The following is an 18,102-nucleotide window of genomic DNA, read 5'->3' as shown; positions in this document are numbered from 1 at the left end:
GCCGGCGGCTCGGTGTGGTCGGGGTGTTCAGATCGCCGGTCAGATCACCACGACCACACCGAGCATGTCCGGGTGCAGCGAGCACGTGTAGTTGTAGGTGCCGGGCTCGGTGAACGTGAACTCCCACGTACCCGAGGTCAGCAGGGGGCTGCGGAGGACGGGCTTCGCGTCGCCGAGTCCGACGACGTCGTGCGGGGTGCCGCGGTCGTCGAACACCCAGGTCACGGTCTGGCCGGCGGAGATCGTGGTGGACGAGGGCGTGTAGGCCATGTCGGCGACCTCGACCGTGAGAGCTTTGCCCGAGTCGGTCGCCGGCTCGTCCGTCGAATCGGTCGAGCAGCCGGAAAGTGTTGTGGCCAAAGCGATTCCGGCAATCAGCGCGCTCGCGCGTGTCTTCATGGGTTTCAGCGTAGTCTGAGTTCGAGTGTGCCCTTCGGCACGTTCCCGACCTCGAACCGTGCGAGGAGTTGTCATGCCCACTCGTGATTCCGCGCCTGTCGGCGCACCGTGCTGGATCGATCTGCAAGCCTCCGACGTCGACCGTGCGGCCGCGTTCTACGACGACCTCTTCGGCTGGACCCACGAGTCGTCCGGTGCGGAGTACGGCGGCTACGTGATGTTCTTCTCGGACGGCAAGCCCGTCGCCGGGTTGATGGCCGGACAGCCCGGCAATCCGTACGTCGACGTGTGGACGACGTATCTGGCCACGGCCGACGCCGACGCCACCGCGAAGGCGGCCCTGGGTGCCGGCGGGCAGGTGATGATGGAGCCGATGACGGTGCCCGCGCAGGGGCGGATGGCGCTGTTCCGGGACCCGTCCGGTGGCGTGGTCGGCGCGTGGCAGCCGGCCGAGCACAAGGGCTTCGGGGTGATCGGCGAGACAGGCGCTCCGGCGTGGTTCGAGCTGGTCACCAAGGACTACGAGGCGGCCCTGCCGTTCTACCGGGACGTCTTCGGCTGGGAGCTCGTGACGCTGAGCGACACGGACGAATTCCGTTACTCGACAGCCCGGTTCGGCGGTGACGACCTGGCCGGCATCTTCGATGCGAGCGGCGCGCTGGCGGCCGAGGTGCCGTCGCACTGGCAGATGTTCATCCAGGTGGACAGCACCGACGACGCCGTCGCCCGGGTCACCGAACTCGGCGGCACGGTGATGCGCGAGCCGTGGGACTCCGAGTACGGCCGGATGGCCTGGGTCGCCGATCCGAACGGCGCCCCGTTCATGATCTCGGGACCGACGGCGGCCGGATAGTGCGGGACTACTACACGACGACGCAGGTCAAAGCGGCCGAGGCGCCGCTGCTCGCGAGCCTGCCCGAGGGCACGCTGATGCGGCGCGCGGCGTACGGGTTGGCGCGGGTCGCGGCCGACGAGTTGCGGGCGCGCACCGGGGGAGTCGCCGGCCGCGACGTCACGTTGCTCGTCGGCTCCGGCGACAACGGCGGCGACGCGTTGTGGGCCGGCGCGATGCTCCGCCGGCGCGGGGCGGCCGTCACCGCGGTGCTGCTCGATCCGGCCCGTGCTCACGCGGCGGGCCTCGCAGCGTTGAAGGCCGCGGGCGGACGCGTGTCACCCGACCCGGGCGATCCGGACCTGGTGCTCGACGGCATCGTCGGGATCTCCGGGAAGGGGGCGTTGCGCCCCGCCGCGGCCGCGATCGTGGCGCAGTTGGACGCGCCGATCGTCGCGGTGGATCTGCCGAGTGGCGTCGACCCCGACACCGGTGCGGTCGACGGCCCCGCGGTGACGGCCGCGGTCACGGTCGCGTTCGGGGCGCTCAAGCCGGTCCACGTGCTGGCTGCGGCCCGGTGCGGCCGGGTCGAGTTGGTGCCGATCGGCCTGGACCTGCCGGATCCCGACATGACCGCGCTCGATCCCGCCGAGGTGGGCCGGTTGTGGCCGGTTCCGCGCGCCGCGGACGACAAGTACACGCAGGGCGTCGTCGGCGTCGTCGCCGGCAGCGGGCACTATCCCGGCGCGGCGGTGCTGTCGTCGGGTGCGGCGGTGACGGCGACCGCCGGCATGGTCCGGTATGCGGGCCGCGCGGCCGCCGAGGTGCTGGACCACTGGCCGGAGGTGGTGGCGGCCCTGTCGCCCGCCGACGCCGGACGGGTGCAGGCGTGGGTCGTCGGCCCGGGCATCGGCACCGATCATGCCGCCCTGGCCGAGTTGCGCACGGTCCTCGCGACGGATCTGCCGGTCCTCGTCGACGCCGACGGGCTGAATCTGCTGGCCGAGCATCCCGACCTGATGCGCGAGCTGCGCCGCCGCAGTGCCCCCACCCTGCTGACCCCGCACGCGGGGGAGTTCGAGCGGCTCACCAGGGTCGCGCCCTTCCCGGACCGGGTCGCGGCCACGCGGGCGCTGGCGGCGGAGTTGGGCGTCACGGTCCTGCTCAAGGGGCGGGCCACCGTCATCGCCGATCCGCACGGGCGCGTCCACGTCAACGACGCGGGCAGTTCGTGGGCGGCCACGGCCGGTTCGGGTGACGTGCTGTCGGGCATCATCGGCGCCCTGATGGCCACCGGGCTCGCGCCGGCGCTCGCGGCCGCGGCCGGCGCGCGGGCGCACTCGCTGGCCGCCAACCTCGGCGCGCGGGAGGGCGCCGGCGAGGTCGGCGAGGCCGGGCTCGCGCCGATCTCGGCGTCGACGCTCCTCGGCCACCTGCGGTCCGCGATTCGGATCCTGCGCGTGTTCCCGGGCTCACATGTACCCGAATCGTGACTGGTCGGGTTGTACCCGCGGGACTGTTTCGCCCCGATGAGTGGCAGGATCGAATGCCGTGACCACCACCGCGCAGGAGCCTGACACCGAGCCGAAGACCACGAGCGCCACCGCAGCGGACACCCCGCCCCCGGCAGTGGCGCCCCAGGCCGAAGCGGTGATCGATCTCGACGCGGTGGCGCACAACATCGGCATCCTGCGCGAGCACGCCGGTGACGCCGCCGTCATGGCGGTGGTGAAGGCCGACGCGTACAACCACGGCGCCGTCCCGGTGGCGCGGGCCGCCCTGGCAGCCGGTGCCCGCGAACTGGGCGTCACGACGCTCGCCGAGGGCCTCGAACTCAAGAACGCCGGCATCACCGCGCCGGTGCTGTCGTGGCTGCACACGGCGGACTCCGACTTCGCGCCCGCGATCGCCGCGGGGGTCGAGCTGGGATTGTCGTCGCCGCGGCACCTCTCGGCGGTCGTCGCGGCGGCCCGTCGGGTGGGGACCGCGGCGACCGTGACGATCAAGGTCGACACGGGCCTGAACCGGAACGGCGTCTCCCGCGAGGAGTGGACGGACTTCCTGAAGGACCTGGCCGGCGTCGAAGCGGAGGGCGCGGTCCGGTTCAAGGGTGTGTTCTCGCACCTCGCGCACGCCGACGAGCCGCACCACCCGGTGATCGACGAGCAGCGCGCGCGTTTCACGGGTGCACTCGCCGACGCGAAGCGCATCGGCCTGGCGCCGGAGGCCGCGCACCTGTCGAACTCGGCGGCCACCCTCACCCGCGCTGACCTGCGATTCGACATGGTTCGGCCGGGAATCGCGATATACGGACTGTCCCCGGTTCCGGATCTGGGGACGTTCGGCCTGCGGCCGGTCATGACGTTCCGATCGAGGGTGGCGCTGGTGAAGAAGGTGGCAGCAGGTGACGGTGTGTCCTACGGGCACACGTGGGTGGCCCCGCACGACACGACGGTGGCGCTGCTGCCGGTCGGGTACGCCGACGGCATCCCGCGCGCGCTGGGCGGGCGGTTCGAGGTGTGGCTCGGCGACGACCGCCGGCCGGGCATCGGCCGGGTCTGCATGGACCAGGTCGTGGTCGATCTCGGCCCGGACGGCGCAGGGGTCCGGGAGGGCGACACCGCGGTGTTCTTCGGCAACGGCGATCACGGCGAACCCCACGCGCAGGAATGGGCGGATGCCCTCGACACCATCCACTACGAGGTGGTGACGTCGGTGCGGGGGCGCACGGTCCGGACGTACATCGGAGGACTGGGCGGCCGGTCATGAATCTCCTGAACAGGCTCGGCCTGTTCGGAGGCGTGGCGGGTGTCGCCGCGATCGGCACGCTCGCGGGGCTCAACGTGGTCAAAGCGGTGACGACGCGGCGGGGACCCGAGATCTACGGATCCGAGGACTTCGACCTGATGAGCCGCGACCGGAGCCGCGTCGTGCCGACCGAGGACGACGTGCCGCTGCTGGTCCGTGAGGTGGGCCCGGCCGACGCGCCGCTGACCGTGATCTTCGTGCACGGGTACTGCCTGCGGATGGAGTCGTGGCACTTCCAGCGCACGCAGCTCGCGCAGGTGTGGGGCGACACGGCGCGGATGGTGTTCTACGACCAGCGCGGTCACGGCGAGTCCGGCATGCCGGCCGCCGAGAGCTGCACCATCGCGCAGTTGGGCCGCGACCTCGCGGCCGTGATCGATGCCGTGGCGCCGTCGGGCCCGGTCGTCCTGGTGGGGCATTCGATGGGCGGCATGACGATCCTCGCGATGGCCCGCCAGTTCCCGGAACTGTTCGACGACAAGGTGATCGGCGTCGGTCTGCTCGCGACGACGGCCGCCGGCCTCAACAAGTCGGGGCTCGGACGCAATCTGAACAATCCGGTGATCGACGCGTTCCGGCTCGCGGTGCGCACCGCACCGGGTGTGGTGCAGCAGGCGCGGGGCGCGGCGCGCGCGATCATCTCGCCGATCATGCGGGCGGCGTCGTACGGCACCGAGGTGAGCCCGCGGTTGGTCGCGTTCTCCGACGGCATGCTGGGCGACATCTCCGTCGTGACGATCGTCAACTTCCTCGAATCCCTCGAACTGCACGACGAATCCGAGGCGCTGCCGGTGCTGGCCGACACGCCCGCGCTGGTGCTGTGCGGGGACACCGACATGATCATTCCGTTCCCGAGCTCGAGGTCGCTGGCGGCGGCGCTGCCCCGGTCCGAACTGGTGCGGGTCCGGGGTGCGGGCCATCTCGTGGAGCTCGAGTTCCCGCAGGTAACCTCCGATGCGATCGATCGGTTGGTCCGGCGCGCCGTGTCGAGCCGCGAGAATCGCGAGAATGCAGCGCCGGCGGGTGAACTGGAGCAGACCGATGTCGGCTGATACACGTACCGGGGGCAGCGCGACGCTGCCCACGACGGAGGACACCGAGGCGCTGGGCCGTGCGCTGGCCCGGGGCCTCGTGGCCGGCGACCTCGTCGTGCTCGACGGCCCGCTGGGGGCCGGCAAGACCGCACTGACCCGCGGCATCGCGGCCGGTCTCGGCGTCGAGGGCCGGGTGACGTCGCCGACGTTCATCATCGCTCGCGAGCACCGGCCGGGCACCCGACCCGACGGCGGCGCCCCCGTCGCCCTGGTGCACGTCGACGCGTACCGGTTGAACGAGGCGGCGGCCTCCGACGCCGCCGTGGACATGCACGACCAACTCGACGCGCTCGACCTCGACACCGATCTCGCGAGTGCGGTCGTGGTCGTCGAGTGGGGCGAGGGTGTCGTCGAGCATCTCGCCGATCGGCACCTGCGGGTGCGCCTGCGCCGTGCACCCGAATCCGACGTCCGCACCGCCACTTGGGAGTGGGTGCCGCGCACGTAACGGCAGGCCGAGTAGCCTGGACTACCGTGCTTGTGCTTGCCATCGACACCTCCACCCCCGCGGTCACCGCGGGCGTCGTGCGCTTCGACCGGGAATCCGACACCGGTGCCCCGCGGGCGCTGGCGACGCGGGTCACCGTGGACGCCCGCGCGCATGCGGAGGTCCTGACGCCGCAGATCCTCGAATGCCTCGCCGAGTCGGGCCACACCCCAGCGGATCTCGATGCCGTCGTCGTCGGGGTGGGCCCGGGTCCGTTCACCGGCCTGCGGGTCGGGATGGCGACCGGCGCCGCGTTCGGTGACGCGCTGGGCATCCCCGTGCACGGCGTGTGCAGCCTCGACGCGATCGCGGCGGACGTCACGGGTGACCGGAACCTGTTGGTGGTGACCGACGCCCGTCGTCGTGAGGTGTACTGGGCCCGGTACGCGGGCGGCAGGCGGGTCGAGGGCCCCGAGGTGGTCAAGCCGTCCGAACTCGACGCGGCACCGTCGGAGGTGATCGCCGGTTCGGCATCGCACGTCGACATGTTCGACCTGCCGGTCGAGCCGGTGGAGACGCCGTCGCCGGCCGGCCTGGTGTCGGTCGCCGCGCTGGCACTGCGCGTCGGCGTGGAGCCCGAGCCGTTGGTGCCCCTGTACCTGCGTCGCCCCGATGCCGTGGAACTGGCGGACCGCCGCAAATGAGCACGGGCATGAGCATCCGGATCGTCCCGATGATCGACGCGGACGCCGACCGGTGCGCGGAGCTCGAGCAGATCCTCTTCCCGGGTGACGACCCGTGGAGCGCGCAGGCGTTCCGATCGGAGCTGGCGGGTGGGCACAACCACTACTTCGCGGCCCGCGATGAGGCGGACGCGATGATCGGCTACGCCGGGGTCGCGTTGCTGGGCACGAGTGTCAGTCCGGAAGCCGAGGTCCACACCATCGGCGTCGATCCGGCGGCGCAGCGCGGCGGCATCGGCGGGGCACTGCTCGCGGAGCTGCTGCGGGTGGCGGACAAGTGGGGTGGACCGGTGTTCCTCGAGGTCCGCACCGACAACGAACCGGCGATCGCGCTGTACCGGCGCGAGGGTTTCGAGATCGTCGGTACCAGGAAGCGGTACTACCAGCCGAGCGGCGCGGACGCATTCACGATGCGTCGTCCGGCATCGGGCAAGGAGTGACGGCCATGATCGTGATGGGTATCGAGAGTTCGTGCGACGAGACCGGTGTCGGCATCGTCCGCTGGCTCGGTGACGGCCGCTGCGAACTGCTGGCCGACGAGGTCGCGTCGAGCGTCGACCAGCACGCCCGCTACGGCGGCGTGGTGCCGGAGGTGGCATCGCGGGCGCATCTCGAGGCGATCGTTCCGACGATGAAGCGGGCGCTCGCGTCCGCGGGCATCGACAAGCCCGACGCGATCGCCGTGACGATCGGGCCCGGCCTCGCCGGCGCGCTACTGGTCGGTGTCGCCGCGGCCAAGGCGTACGCGGCCGCGTGGGGGGTGCCGTTCTACGCGATCAACCACCTCGGCGGTCACGTCGCCGTCGACACTCTCGAGCACGGCCCGATGCCTCCGTGTGTCGCGCTGCTCGTCTCGGGCGGGCACACGCACCTGTTGCACGTGGAGGAACTCGGGCGCAAGCCGATCGTCGAGCTCGGCACCACCGTCGACGACGCGGCCGGCGAGGCGTTCGACAAGGTCGCCCGGCTGCTCGACCTCGGCTTTCCGGGTGGACCCGCGCTCGATCGCCTTGCCCAGCGGGGTGATCGGGACGCCATCAAGTTCCCGCGCGGCATGACCGGTTCGCGGGACGCACGTCACGACTTCTCCTTCTCGGGACTCAAGACCGCTGTCGCGCGGTTCGTCGAGGCGAAGCAGCGTGCGGGCGAAGAGATTCCGGTCGCCGACGTGGCCGCAGGCTTCCAGGAGTCGGTCGCAGACGTGCTGACCATGAAGGCCGTGCGCGCGGCTCAGGACGTGGGTGTCGACACCCTGGTCCTCGGCGGTGGTGCGACCGCGAACTCGCGGATCCGTTCCCTCGCGGAGGAGCGTTGCGCGGCAGCGGGTCTGACGCTGCGGGTGCCGAGCCCGCGCTTGTGCACGGACAACGGCGTGATGATCGCCGCGCTCGGGGCGCATCTCATCGCGGGCGGCGCGCAGCCGTCGCAGCTCACCTCTGCGACGAATCCGGGGCTTCCGGTGTCGGTGAGCCAGGTTCGGGGCTGACCGCGGTTCCGAGTTCGGGGAACATCGGTCTGGCGAACTCCGGTATCGCATCCGGGAGCCGAGGCGGAGCGAACCCCGGTGCCCTGTCCGGTCGTCCGTGCGGCCGGTCGTGGTCGTCGTCGTGGTCGTCGTCATCGTCGTCGAAATCCGGCACGTCGAGGCTCGGCAGTCCCGGCGGCGCCGCATTCTCCGGGAGCCAACTCGGCTTCTCGGGCCACCGGGGTGGGATCCACGGCCGCGTCTGCTTCGTGGTCTCCGACGGTTCGGGCGCGGTGCTGGTCGGTGTCGACGTGGTCGGGGCCGGCGGGGTGGTCGTCGCGGCCGAGGTGGTGGTCTCGGCCGCCGAGGCGGGCACCTGTGCGGCGGGCACGGGGACCGTCGACGTCGGGGTCGGGTCGACCGAAGGGATCCCGGTGTCCTCGGGTTGCACGACGGAACCGGAGGGCTCGTTCGTGGGCGTGGGGGTCGCGCTCGGAGTCTCGACCAGGGTGCCCGTGGGGGAGTAGTTCTCCGCGCTGCTCGGAATCATCTGCTGGACGCCGTAACCGACGACCAGCGCGCCCAGCACGAAGGCCGCGATCAGGGGAGCGGACAGTCGGCCGCCGGACCCGGTGACCACCGGGAACTGCTGTCGGGCATTCGATCCGGCGAGCAGTGCCGCGCCCTTGGCGGTGGCGGCCTCCGGTTCGGGCACGACGATGACCGCGCAGTCGAAGGCCGCGTCGAGCCCCTTGCCGACCTCGGGGATGTTCGCGCCCCCGCCGACCAGGACGACGGCAGCGGGTTCACGCTCGGCGTGACTGATGGACTCGCCGACGAACTTCGCCACCCGGGACCCGATCCCGCTCCCGCGACCACCGGACGCGATCTCGCCGCGGACACGGGAGGTGCGGTCGCAGAAGGTGACGGTGCCGTCGGCGGGGTCGACGACCGTGACGGTGAGCCCGGATGCCCCGAGGTCCGCGAGAGCGATGCAGTCGTACCGATCGACGAGTCCGGTGCTCCGCAGGTAGGCGAGGGTGGCGACGGTCTCGGGCACCAGGCGAATCGCCTTGCGCTGCGACTTGGCCGCGGATCGCACCGCCGCGGCCTGGCGGTCGGTGCGGTAGGCGACGGCGATCGCGTCGGGTTCGATCCTGCGGTCGGGAACCTGGGTGGTCATGAGCCCGATCGCGGACAGCGCCAGGTCGCCGACATCTGCGTGGCTGTCCAGGTCTGCGGAGATCGTGCGGTATTCGACGGATTGGCTGCCCGTGTCGTCGGTGGTGACGAGTGCGCCGCACACACCGGCTGAGCCCGTGGAGATCCCGAGCGAATTGCGCACTGTTCACCTCCCGTATCGGTCTCCGAAACTGTTCGGGTTCCGGCTTCGGACGCAGCGGAAAGACGCGGTCCGTCCCCTCCAGCAATCGGCGTCGTTATCTGAATGTTACAGATCATCGTCCGCCGCTGCTCGGTACCGCGTGTCGTCGCAGGTCACGTAGAGTGTTCGCGGTAGAACGGGCTGACCGCTGTGCCAGCGGGACTGCGGAAGCGAGGGGCAAATGTCCGACGGCGACCCGCTGCGAGGGCTGGACCGGCACGAGCGGCGTCGACTGCTGCGGCTAGCGCTGCTGCGGCCCTTCCTCACCGTCGTGTTGCTGGTGATCGCCTACTTCGCTCTCCCGATGGACCGCCTGTCGAATGCGGGGGCGGTCGTGATCCTCATCGGTGGGCTCCTGCTCGTCGCGGCGCTGTGCTTCTGGCAGGTGCGTCAGATCGTCCGCTCGCCCACGCCGGCGCTGCGTGCGGCCGAGGCGCTCGCCGTGACGCTGCCGGTGTATCTGTTGGGTTCGGCGACTGCGACCTTCCTGCTCGGGCAGGTGGATTCGAACGCGTTCAGCGAACCGCTCAGCCGGATCGACGCGCTCTACTTCACGCTCACGGTCTTCGCCACCGTCGGGTTCGGCGACATCGTCGCGGTCGACGAGACGGCGCGGTTGATCGTGAGCGTGATGATGGTCGGCAACCTGGTGATGCTGGCCGTGGTCGTGAAGCTGCTGACCCAGGCGGTGAAATGGGGCAAGGCCCGTCGAGGCGAGTCGAGCGACGACTCGTGACGACGGGCCTTGCGGGGTCTTGCGATACCTAGCGCAGCGTCGCGAGAACGAGTTCCACGTTGTGGTCGGGTGATCCGCCCAGCAGCTTCGGATCGGCGTGGATGTCGTTGAACGAGAACTCCCGATACATCGACGCCAGGCCCGCGGGCGAGAAGTCGTCGTAGTCGACCTGGTACGGGCTGTCGGCCTCGATCAGCGTCGTCAGCAGCGAGACGGTTCCGTCCTCGTTGTCGACCACCTCGATGATGCGGCCCTGCTGCGGGAAGTCGATGTGCGACGCGGTGTTGATCTCCCAGAAGCTCTGCTCCGGCGTCCGCCCGACCTGCGGGGTGATCCGGTTCTCGTGGGTGTGGCCGTTGACCCAGGCGAGGACGTTCGGGAAGCGGTGCAGCAGATCCACCAGCTGCGCGCCCTTGAGCCGAGGCTCGAGCGGGCGCTCGGGGTCCGGGAGGGTGTTCGCCATCGTCGTGCTCGTGTGGTGGCTGAACAGGACGAAGTAGGTGTCGGTGCGGCCCTGCGTGATCAGGGCGCCGTTGGTGTCGTAGTACTTGCTGCTGCCGGCCAGCAGGGTCTGCTCGATCCACTTGAACTGTTCCTCGCCGAGCGAGCCGTCGACCAGGCCGGCGCGGTTGGTCGAGTCCATGCTGATGCCGATCACGCCGGGTGCGATCTCGAAGGTGTAGTAGCCGATTCCGCTCTCGTCGGCGTCGGGGGCGAAGCCGTGGCCGACCGGGCCGGGCCCGGTGGCGGCGGGGTCGAGGTGCGCGGCGATGAACTCGCGCGGGGTGAACGGCTTGCGGCCCGCGTCCGGCGTGACGGTGCGCGGCGGGGTGGAGATCGCCGACAGCAGGTTGAGCAGGGCCGTCGGGTCGGAACTCATGGCGCTCGAGATGCGCGCCGCCTGGTCGGCCGAGTCCGGCACCTCGAACTTCTTGTCGCCCGTGTACATCTGCTCGAGGAACGGGATGCCGCTCGGGAGCGTTCCCTCGACGGAGTCGTCGTGGTTACCGAACACGCAGTACCACTTGGTGTTCAGACCGGGGCTGGTGACGGGCCGGAGTGCGGCGGTCAGCAGGCCGGGGATCTCCGGGAATCCGGCCTTCTTGTAGATGTCCTGGATCGACGACTCGGGGTTCCAGTACAGCTCGGCACCCGAGTTCTGCACGCCCTCGTAGCGGGTCGGGTCGCCGGTGTTGGGGGTGAAGGTGCCGCCGTTGAGGGCCGTGAGGAACCAGCCCAGCTCGACGAACTCCTTGTTGTCGGTGTTGTCGCCGGTGGTGATCACCGCGTCGAACTCGCGCTGGGTGTGCGGGCCGATCCGGAGCGCGTTCACCCGATCGATCAGGGAGACCAGGCCCTGGGTGGTCATGGTCTCGTGCGGGCGGAACGCGGCGCCCTGGTAGGGGTGGACGTACTCGAAACGAGTGGGCGACTGCGCGTCGACCACATGGACGTCGGTGAGCTGGACCATCGACGCGAGCGCCGTGCGGCGGTCCTCGCGACCGGACTTGGCCTCTGCGAGGTCGTTTCGGACGACCAGCGGCCAGCCGGGTCCGGCGGTGAGGCGACGGTAGCCGCTCGTGCCGAGGGGAACCGCGACGGACTCCAGCGTCGTGCCGGTGATCGATGCGGGCAACGGGGCTGCGAGCGCCCGGCCCACGAGCGGATTCCACGATCCGTTGCCGACGAGCGGGAGTCCCGCGATTCCGAGGGCGCCGACGCCCGCGGCTCCGAAGAAGGTCCGCCGATTCATGCCGTTCACCTGATGTTCACCCACGCGGACACTGTAGGCGACGGATCGCCGACAGCGTCCCGTTAGGTGGAACGGCGTGGGTCGTGTCACGCCCCCGCGTTCCCCGCGACCGGGGCCACTACCTGGCGTTCGGGCCTACCCGGCGGTGGACGGACTGCGGCGTGAGATAGGCGTTCAGGCCCTCGATCCCGAACTCGACGCCCAGTCCGGAGTCTCCGCGTCCACCGAACGGCGCACTGTGGTTGGAGGCGAAGAAGTTGATCCCGACCGATCCGGTGTCGATGCGCCGCGCGACCTCGACGGCCCGCGCCTCGTCGGCGGAGAAGACGATTCCGCCCAGCCCGAAGTCGGTGCCGTTCGCGATCCGCAGGGCGTCGTCGACGGTGTCGTACCGCAGGATCGTCACGACCGGGCCGAAGACCTCCTCGCGCGCGATCGTCATGTCCTCGGTGACGTCGGCGAAGACGGTGGGCCGGACGAAGTATCCGCGGTCGGTGTCGGCGCGGCCGCCGCCGGTGGTGACCCGGGCTCCCTCCGCCCGGGCACCGTCGATGTACCCGAGGACCTTGTCGTACTGGGCCTTCGTCGCCGACGGCCCGAAGACGGTGTCGCCGTCGAGGGGATCTCCCTGGCGTGCCGCGGCCACGGTGCGGCTGACGGTGTCGACCACCTCGTCGTAGCGCGACGCGGGCGCGAGGATCCTCGTCGAGATGTAGCAGGTCTGGCCGGTGTTGCGCATGCAGGAACGGATGAGCACCTGCGAGAAGGCGTCGAGGTCGGCGTCCTCGAGCACGATCGCCGGCGACTTCCCGCCGAGTTCGAGAGTGACCGGCCGCAGCAGTTCGCCGCAGGCCGCAGCGATCCTCCGGCCGACCCCGGTCGACCCGGTGAAGGCGACCTTGCGGACGAGGGGATGGCGCACCAGTCGATCGCCGACGGCGCCTGTCCCGGTCACCAGGTTCACGACCCCGGCGGGCACCCCGGCGGCCGCGACGGCCTCGACGACGAACCGGATCGACAGCGGCGTGGACTCGGCGGGTTTGATCACCGCTGTGCATCCGGCGATCAGTGCGGGCGCCAACTTGGCCACCACGAGGTTGATCGGAAAGTTCCACGGCGCGATGAGAGCGCAGACGCCGATGGGGTCGCGGAAGACGGCGGTCGTTCCCTGGCCGTTGGGGTACGGCCGCACATCGACGCTCTCGAGGTACGGCGCGAGCGACGCGAAGTAGCGGAAGATGCCGGCGGCGTTGGCTGCGCTGCCCGAGGTCTCGGCGATCGGGCTGCCGTTCTCGCGGGTGGTGGTCCAGGCCATGGGCTCGGCCCGCTTCTCGATCTCGTCCGCGATCCGCAGTAGATACTGCGCACGTTCGGACGGGCGCAGGTCCGACCAGCCCGGGCCGCGGAAGGCACGGTGGGCGGCTTCGGCCGCCGTATCGACGTCGCCGGCGGAGGCGTTCGGTACCGAACCCCACGCCTCCTCGGTGGCGGGGTCGACGACGTCGATGCGCTCGCCGCCCGTGGACGCGACCCAGGTGCCGTCGACAAAAAGGTCGTCGACGTGTGTGTAGGGAAGCTCGAGCCCGTCCCGGCTGGGTGCCGTACCCGTCATCGCAGCACATCCGTCTTCAACAGGGCGCGGGACCGATCGAGATCCGCGACGGCGATCCGATATCCGGCTTCGGTCTTCAGTTCGGGCAGGATCTCGCTCTCGAGCCGGTCGCAGTACACCGAGGGCGTCATCTCGAACCAGGACGAGGCGAGTGCGATACCGACGGGTGCGAAGCGCCACAGCCGATCGGCGTCGCGCACGAGTTCGTCCTCGAGGGACTTCGCGTCGGCGCGCGTGTCGTGGCCGTCGATGATCTCGCAGACGCGCTCGACGAACTCGTCGTCGTACCCGAGCGGCGGCAGCACCTCGCGCGCGATGATGCAGCCCTGGCGCTCGTGCTCGTAGCGGATCGCGGCCCTGCGCCAGTCGCCACTGAAGCCCTCCGACAGGATCCGCGATTCGTCGACACGTCCCCATCCGGTGTCGTGCAACAGGATCGAGACGCGGACGAGGAGCGCGTCGGCCTCCGGGTAGCTGTCGCACAGTCGCTCGGCGTACGCGAACGACGTCGGCAGGTGGATGTCGTTCCCGCGGGCTCGGGACTCGGGGACCACCGATTTCCAGATCGGATCCAGGTCGGTGCCGGCATCGGGCGCCACGACGAGCGGCGACGTGTCGACGGGAAGGGCGGTGGGGGTACGCATCGTGCGCTACCTCGATTCGGGTGGAGTCGAAGCCGAGAGGACGTCGGCGCTCTCGGTGGTGATGGTCTTGAGGGCCGTCGCGGGGTCGGCCGCGAGATCGGCGGGGATGTGGGCGCCCTTCGCCAGTGCGCTCCGGACGGCCATGAAGTCGATCGGATTGTTCACGCAGTCGGCGGCGACGACGCGTCCGCCGCGGTAGTACAGGACCGTGTACTTGCCCTTCGCGTCGTCCCGGCGCACGACCGTGGTGTCGTATCCGGTCGAGAGCCCCGCGATCTGCAGTTTCAGATCCCCCTGGTTCGACCAGAACCACGGAATGCTGGTGTATTCGGTGCGGCGCCCGGTCAGGGAGTAGGCGGCGATCTTGGCGTGCTCGATCGCATTGTTGACGCTCTCGACCCGGATCCGGTCGCCCGGGTCCGCGCCCGGCACGGGGTTGGGCATGTTCGCGCAGTCACCCACGGCGACCGTGGTGCCGTCGGAGGCCAGCGCGTACTCGTCGACACGGACGCCGTCGTCGCAGACGAGCCCCATCGACTGCGCCAGTTCGACATTCGGTGCGACGCCGATGCCGACGAGCACGATCTGAGCGGGCAGGACGCGCCCGTCGGCCAGCTCGACGCCCGTCACCGTGCCGTCCGCGCCGACGATCCGGGTCACCTTGGCGTCCAAGTCGATTCGCATCCCTCGCTCGCGGTGCGCCGCGAGGAGATGCTCCGACGTCTCCGGCCCGACGGCCCGGCCGACCAGGCGCGGCCCGGCCTCGAGTACGGTCGCGTTCCGGCCCATCTTCAGCGCGCTCGCGGCTGCCTCGATTCCGATGAAGCCGCCGCCGACGACGACGACGTCGGTGGCGTCGGGCATGCGCCGCCGGAGTTCGAGCGCGTCGTCGGCGTTGCGCAGGTACAGCACCCCGTCCAGGTCGGCGCCGGGTACGTCGATCGTCCGGGCGCGGGCCCCGACGGTCAGCGCGAGACGGTCGAAGGGGAACCTCGTGCCGGACGCCGCGACGGCGACGCCCGACCCGTCGGGCCCGCGTTCGACGCTGGTGATGCGTTCACCCTTGACCAGCGAGATGCGGTGCTCGTCCCAGTATTCCGCGCTGCGGAAGATCAGTGATTCTGCGGACACCAGGCCCTGCAGGAACTCCTTGGACAGTGCCGGCCGCTGGTAGGGGCGGTGGTTCTCGTCGCCCAGCAGGGTGATCGGCGGCGCGTACCCGAGGGCGCGGAGCGAGCCGGCCAGCTGGACGCCGGCCTGACTCGACCCGATGATGAGCAGCCCGTCGCCGGCGACGGAGTCGTCGGAAGTCATCGTCACACCTGCGTTTCCGGTGTGTGCACGTGCAGGTCCATGCCGTCCGTGAGCTTGACCTGGCAGGACAGCCTGGAGTTGTCCTGCCGGTCCACGGCCGTGCCGTAGAGCATCTCGTCTTCCATGTCGTCCATCGCCGACAGGCCTTCGAACTGGTCCGGTCGGACGAAGACATGGCACGTCGCGCACGACAGCGAGCCTCCGCACTCGGCGACGATTCCGGCGACTCCGTTGCGCATCGCGACCTCCATGACGGAATCGCCGACGCTGCCTTCGACGACGCGGGTGTTGCCGTCGTGATCGGTGTAGGTGACTGTGGGCATCGCTGCGCCTCCTAGATGAACTGTCGGCCGCCGTCGACGACGAGGGTCTGGCCGGTGATGTACTTGCTGTCCGGACCGGCCAGGAACAGTGCGGCGCCGACGATGTCGTCGGGCCGGCTGGCCCGCTTGATCGCGCCGCGGTCGACGCCGTAGGTCTCGGCTTGTTCCATCAGTCCGTAGCTCGCCTCGGTGAGGGTGAAGCCGGGCGCGATCGCGTTGACGGTGATCGACCGTGCACCCAATTCCTTGGCCATCACCCGGGTCAGTGCGACGACGCCGCCCTTCGATGCCACGTAGTGCATCCAGTGCGCCGATCCGCTGAGAATTGTTGCGGAGGAGAGGTTCACGACCGATCCGCCCTCCGCGAGGTACCGGCTGCAGGCCCGCGCGCACATCCACGGTCCCTTGAGGTTCACCGCCATGACGCGGTCCCATTCATCCGGGTCGATCTCCTCGAAGGGGGACCGGGTGACGCCGGCGTAGATCGCCGCGTTGTTGACGAGGACGTCGATGTGGCCGCCGCCGAACTCGGCGACCGCGGCCGCCATCGCGTCGGTGGATTCCATCGAGGTCACGTCCACCGCCAGCGACATCGCCTCGGCGGCGCTCTCGCGCAGCAGTCCTGCGGTCTCCTCTGCGCCGGCGGCGTCGATGTCGGCGACGGCCACACGGTAGCCGCGGTCGGCGAATCCCTGGGCGAACGCGCGGCCGAGTCCGCCGGCGCCACCGGTGATCAGAACGGTTCTCATCTCACTCGCCCAGGATCGTGACGACACCCTTGGTGCCGTCGACGTGCAGACGCTGCCCGGTCCGGATCTGGGTCGACGCGGAGCCGGTGCCGGTCACGGCCGGCAGACCGTACTCGCGGCACACGATCGCGGCGTGGCTCATCATGCCGCCGATGTCGGTCACCGTCGCCTTGATCTTCCCGAAGATCGGGCCCCAGGACGGAGCCGTCACCGGCGCGACGAGGATCTCGCCGTCCTGGACCAGCGACAGCTCGTCGGAGCTGGTGACGACGCGGGCGACGCCCTCCACGACACCCGGCGACGCGGCCATGCCGCGGAGATTGTCGCCGGACTGCTCGTCGTCGCTGAGCCACTGCTGGACCTGCTCGGTGGTGATGCCGTACAGCATGCTCGTGAACGGCTCGGTGATGAACTCCGGGGGAGTGTTGAGTGCCGGCTCGGGGCGGCGGGACTTCAGCGCGTCGATGATGCCTCGACGGCGCTCGATCTCGGCGGGCCAGTAGTGCGGTCCGGTCGGCTCGGCGCCGACGGCCCACGCGGTGGCGAGGTCGAACAGGGCTTCGCGCACCTCGCCGCGCTTGAGGTACAGCAGGTCGTCCTGCTCGGGCCAGAAACCCTCCTCGTGCAGCATCCGGGAGAGCTCCCGGACCTTGCGCCAGAAGACGCCCATCGTCCAGTGCTCGATGTAGAAGTTGTGGTTCTCGACGTACGGGTACGCGGTGCGGGCCAGACCGAGCTTGGCGTCGAACGACTCTCGCGTGTCGTCGTCGAGCAGGTCGCGGTACTCCTCGGCGATCCGGTCGCGTTCGGCGGCCAGTTCGGCCACCGGGCGCATGATCTCCTGTCCCTCACCGAGGCGCCGGATGTAGTCGGCGATGTACCCCAGTGGGAGTTCCTGGTGCTCGATCCAGTACTTGTCGTGGCCGTAGAAGCCGTTGCCGACCGTGAAGTTGAACCATGGATCCTGGGCGCCCTCGTACTGGGCGATCCACGCGGCGCCGTTCGGTGCCGCCGCGATCCGGGCCAGGGTTCCGGCCGGGTCGTCGGTGTCGCCGAACAACCCGGTCAGCCCGAGCTCCACCGCCAGCTTCGCGAGGTGCTTGAGCTCGTCGTCGGGCCGGAACAGCTCCATGTCGACGCCCTGCACCATCGTCGCGATCGACTGGTCGGGGATGTTCGGGAACACCTCCTTGCAGAAGCCGAAGAAGTCGAGGTATGCGATGTACCCGAGGTTGAGGAACTCGAAGTGGTACTGCCAGTTCTGGTAGCAGAGCTGGATCAGCCGGTCGTAGTTCTCGAGCAGAACCTCGGTGCCGTCCTTGGCGGTGCCCGAGCGGATGTCCTCGATCGACACCATGTCGGGCAGCTTCGCGAACGACAGCGCGTTCATCTCGTCGATCGTCTGGCGAACCTTCTTGTGCCACTTCTCGAGCAGCGAATCCCAGTTCTGGTAGTAGTACGCGGCGCGCTCCTCGAACAGCGGCGCGCGGGTGTCGAACTCCTCCTCGGGCGCGGGGATCGGCGACATGTACAGGTAGCCGAGGTGCATCTTGAACTCGATGCCGTTGGAGTTCGGGATCAGCAGGTGCCGGGTGTTGTACTGGCCCAGGCACTTGACGGCGAATTCACCACCGATGGTCTCGAACGGCTTGAACACGGTGGGCCAGTGCTGGCTGTCGCAGAACCAGAACTTGGCGTCGTCGACGTCCTGGCGGTTCGGCTGGAAGACCATGTTGTACGGGTAGAGCTCCTGCCAGCCCTCGGCGCCGGCGGGCGTCTCGAGGTCGAAGGGGCTCGGAAAGGACTTCATCGTCATGGG

General features: G+C 70.0%; 18 protein-coding genes. 9 read left to right on the top strand and 9 right to left on the bottom strand.

Going from position 1 to position 18,102, the window contains the following annotated elements; translation table 11 throughout:
• Positions 1–39: 39 nt before the first annotated feature.
• Positions 40–399, bottom strand: coding sequence for a cupredoxin domain-containing protein (locus EGT67_RS03880; protein ID WP_127914678.1), 360 nt, complete (start codon positions 397–399; stop codon positions 40–42).
• Positions 400–472: 73 nt separating this feature from the next.
• On the opposite strand from EGT67_RS03880, the gene EGT67_RS03875 reads away from it, so the two are divergent.
• The 8 genes from EGT67_RS03875 to tsaD all read left to right on the top strand — a co-directional run bounded on the left by EGT67_RS03875 (position 473) and on the right by tsaD (position 7,789).
• Positions 473–1,252, top strand: a complete 780-nt coding sequence (locus EGT67_RS03875) for a VOC family protein (protein ID WP_127914677.1) — start codon at positions 473–475, stop codon at positions 1,250–1,252.
• On the top strand, positions 1,252–2,724 hold the full coding sequence (locus EGT67_RS03870; protein ID WP_127914676.1) for an NAD(P)H-hydrate dehydratase: 1,473 nt from the start codon (positions 1,252–1,254) through the stop codon (positions 2,722–2,724). Before EGT67_RS03875 ends, EGT67_RS03870 begins: the two co-directional genes overlap by 1 nt.
• 136 nt (positions 2,725–2,860) lie before the next feature.
• Positions 2,861–4,000: an alanine racemase gene (gene alr / locus EGT67_RS03865; protein ID WP_241565884.1), complete on the top strand. Its 1,140-nt coding sequence runs from the start codon at positions 2,861–2,863 to the stop codon at positions 3,998–4,000.
• Entirely contained in the window at positions 3,997–5,091 is a 1,095-nt protein-coding gene (locus EGT67_RS03860; RefSeq protein ID WP_127914674.1) for an alpha/beta fold hydrolase, read from the top strand. The genes alr and EGT67_RS03860 overlap by 4 nt, the downstream gene beginning before the upstream one ends.
• Positions 5,081–5,581: a tRNA (adenosine(37)-N6)-threonylcarbamoyltransferase complex ATPase subunit type 1 TsaE gene (gene tsaE / locus EGT67_RS03855; protein WP_127914673.1), complete on the top strand. Its 501-nt coding sequence runs from the start codon at positions 5,081–5,083 to the stop codon at positions 5,579–5,581. Before EGT67_RS03860 ends, tsaE begins: the two co-directional genes overlap by 11 nt.
• A 26-nt stretch (positions 5,582–5,607) precedes the next feature.
• A complete protein-coding gene (gene tsaB / locus EGT67_RS03850) occupies positions 5,608–6,264 on the top strand; it encodes a tRNA (adenosine(37)-N6)-threonylcarbamoyltransferase complex dimerization subunit type 1 TsaB (RefSeq protein WP_127914672.1) in 657 nt (218 codons plus the stop codon).
• 8 nt (positions 6,265–6,272) lie between these two features.
• Positions 6,273–6,743, top strand: coding sequence for a ribosomal protein S18-alanine N-acetyltransferase (gene rimI, locus EGT67_RS03845; protein ID WP_127914671.1), 471 nt, complete (start codon positions 6,273–6,275; stop codon positions 6,741–6,743).
• A 5-nt stretch (positions 6,744–6,748) separates the two neighbouring features.
• On the top strand, positions 6,749–7,789 hold the full coding sequence (gene tsaD, locus EGT67_RS03840) for a tRNA (adenosine(37)-N6)-threonylcarbamoyltransferase complex transferase subunit TsaD (protein WP_127914670.1): 1,041 nt from the start codon (positions 6,749–6,751) through the stop codon (positions 7,787–7,789).
• On the opposite strand, the gene EGT67_RS03835 is transcribed toward tsaD, so the two are convergent.
• Positions 7,734–9,113 carry an ROK family protein gene (locus EGT67_RS03835; protein ID WP_127914669.1) on the bottom strand — a complete coding sequence of 460 codons (1,380 nt, stop codon included), beginning with the start codon at positions 9,111–9,113 and terminating at the stop codon, positions 7,734–7,736. The genes tsaD and EGT67_RS03835 overlap by 56 nt on opposite strands.
• 220 nt (positions 9,114–9,333) lie before the next feature.
• On the opposite strand from EGT67_RS03835, the gene EGT67_RS03830 reads away from it, so the two are divergent.
• The gene (locus tag EGT67_RS03830; protein WP_127914668.1) at positions 9,334–9,888 is read left to right on the top strand and encodes a potassium channel family protein; all 555 of its coding nucleotides are present in this window, start codon (positions 9,334–9,336) and stop codon (positions 9,886–9,888) included.
• A gap of 28 nt (positions 9,889–9,916) precedes the next feature.
• On the opposite strand, the gene EGT67_RS03825 is transcribed toward EGT67_RS03830, so the two are convergent.
• The 7 genes from EGT67_RS03825 to EGT67_RS03795 all read right to left on the bottom strand — a co-directional run bounded on the left by EGT67_RS03825 (position 9,917) and on the right by EGT67_RS03795 (position 18,099).
• Positions 9,917–11,641 (bottom strand): TIGR03767 family metallophosphoesterase, encoded by a 1,725-nt coding sequence (locus EGT67_RS03825; RefSeq protein WP_421958084.1) that lies wholly within the window; start codon positions 11,639–11,641, stop codon positions 9,917–9,919.
• A 118-nt stretch (positions 11,642–11,759) separates the two neighbouring features.
• A complete protein-coding gene (locus tag EGT67_RS03820; RefSeq protein ID WP_127914667.1) occupies positions 11,760–13,253 on the bottom strand; it encodes an aldehyde dehydrogenase family protein in 1,494 nt (497 codons plus the stop codon).
• Positions 13,250–13,897, bottom strand: a complete 648-nt coding sequence (locus EGT67_RS03815; RefSeq protein WP_127914666.1) for an HD domain-containing protein — start codon at positions 13,895–13,897, stop codon at positions 13,250–13,252. The genes EGT67_RS03820 and EGT67_RS03815 overlap by 4 nt, the downstream gene beginning before the upstream one ends.
• Before the next feature lie 6 nt (positions 13,898–13,903).
• Positions 13,904–15,211, bottom strand: a complete 1,308-nt coding sequence (locus EGT67_RS03810) for an NAD(P)/FAD-dependent oxidoreductase (RefSeq protein WP_127914665.1) — start codon at positions 15,209–15,211, stop codon at positions 13,904–13,906.
• 2 nt (positions 15,212–15,213) lie between these two features.
• Positions 15,214–15,534, bottom strand: coding sequence for a 2Fe-2S iron-sulfur cluster-binding protein (locus EGT67_RS03805; protein ID WP_127914664.1), 321 nt, complete (start codon positions 15,532–15,534; stop codon positions 15,214–15,216).
• Positions 15,535–15,545: 11 nt separating this feature from the next.
• Positions 15,546–16,283, bottom strand: coding sequence for an SDR family NAD(P)-dependent oxidoreductase (locus tag EGT67_RS03800; RefSeq protein ID WP_127914663.1), 738 nt, complete (start codon positions 16,281–16,283; stop codon positions 15,546–15,548).
• A 1-nt stretch (position 16,284) separates the two neighbouring features.
• Positions 16,285–18,099 carry a PEP-utilizing enzyme gene (locus tag EGT67_RS03795; protein ID WP_127914662.1) on the bottom strand — a complete coding sequence of 605 codons (1,815 nt, stop codon included), beginning with the start codon at positions 18,097–18,099 and terminating at the stop codon, positions 16,285–16,287.
• Positions 18,100–18,102 lie beyond the last annotated feature (3 nt).

Source organism: Prescottella agglutinans, from assembly GCF_004011865.1.
GTDB classification, from domain to species: domain Bacteria; phylum Actinomycetota; class Actinomycetes; order Mycobacteriales; family Mycobacteriaceae; genus Prescottella; species Prescottella agglutinans.
This window is presented reverse-complemented; position numbering and strand designations above follow the sequence as displayed.

Bases quoted from the DNA above. Each gene is read 5' to 3' on its own strand.
- EGT67_RS03880 (WP_127914678.1), bottom strand. From the start codon at position 399: ATGAAGACACGCGCGAGCGCGCTGATTGCCGGAATCGCTTTGGCCACA.
- EGT67_RS03875 (WP_127914677.1), top strand. From the start codon at position 473: ATGCCCACTCGTGATTCCGCGCCTGTCGGCGCACCGTGCTGGATCGAT.
- EGT67_RS03860 (WP_127914674.1), top strand. From the start codon at position 3,997: ATGAATCTCCTGAACAGGCTCGGCCTGTTCGGAGGCGTGGCGGGTGTC.
- tsaE (WP_127914673.1), top strand. From the start codon at position 5,081: ATGTCGGCTGATACACGTACCGGGGGCAGCGCGACGCTGCCCACGACG.
- rimI (WP_127914671.1), top strand. From the start codon at position 6,273: ATGAGCATCCGGATCGTCCCGATGATCGACGCGGACGCCGACCGGTGC.
- tsaD (WP_127914670.1), top strand. From the start codon at position 6,749: ATGATCGTGATGGGTATCGAGAGTTCGTGCGACGAGACCGGTGTCGGC.
- EGT67_RS03830 (WP_127914668.1), top strand. From the start codon at position 9,334: ATGTCCGACGGCGACCCGCTGCGAGGGCTGGACCGGCACGAGCGGCGT.
- EGT67_RS03825 (WP_421958084.1), bottom strand. From the start codon at position 11,641: ATGAATCGGCGGACCTTCTTCGGAGCCGCGGGCGTCGGCGCCCTCGGA.
- EGT67_RS03820 (WP_127914667.1), bottom strand. From the start codon at position 13,253: ATGACGGGTACGGCACCCAGCCGGGACGGGCTCGAGCTTCCCTACACA.
- EGT67_RS03815 (WP_127914666.1), bottom strand. From the start codon at position 13,897: ATGCGTACCCCCACCGCCCTTCCCGTCGACACGTCGCCGCTCGTCGTG.
- EGT67_RS03810 (WP_127914665.1), bottom strand. From the start codon at position 15,211: ATGACTTCCGACGACTCCGTCGCCGGCGACGGGCTGCTCATCATCGGG.
- EGT67_RS03805 (WP_127914664.1), bottom strand. From the start codon at position 15,534: ATGCCCACAGTCACCTACACCGATCACGACGGCAACACCCGCGTCGTC.
- EGT67_RS03800 (WP_127914663.1), bottom strand. From the start codon at position 16,283: ATGAGAACCGTTCTGATCACCGGTGGCGCCGGCGGACTCGGCCGCGCG.
- EGT67_RS03795 (WP_127914662.1), bottom strand. From the start codon at position 18,099: ATGACGATGAAGTCCTTTCCGAGCCCCTTCGACCTCGAGACGCCCGCC.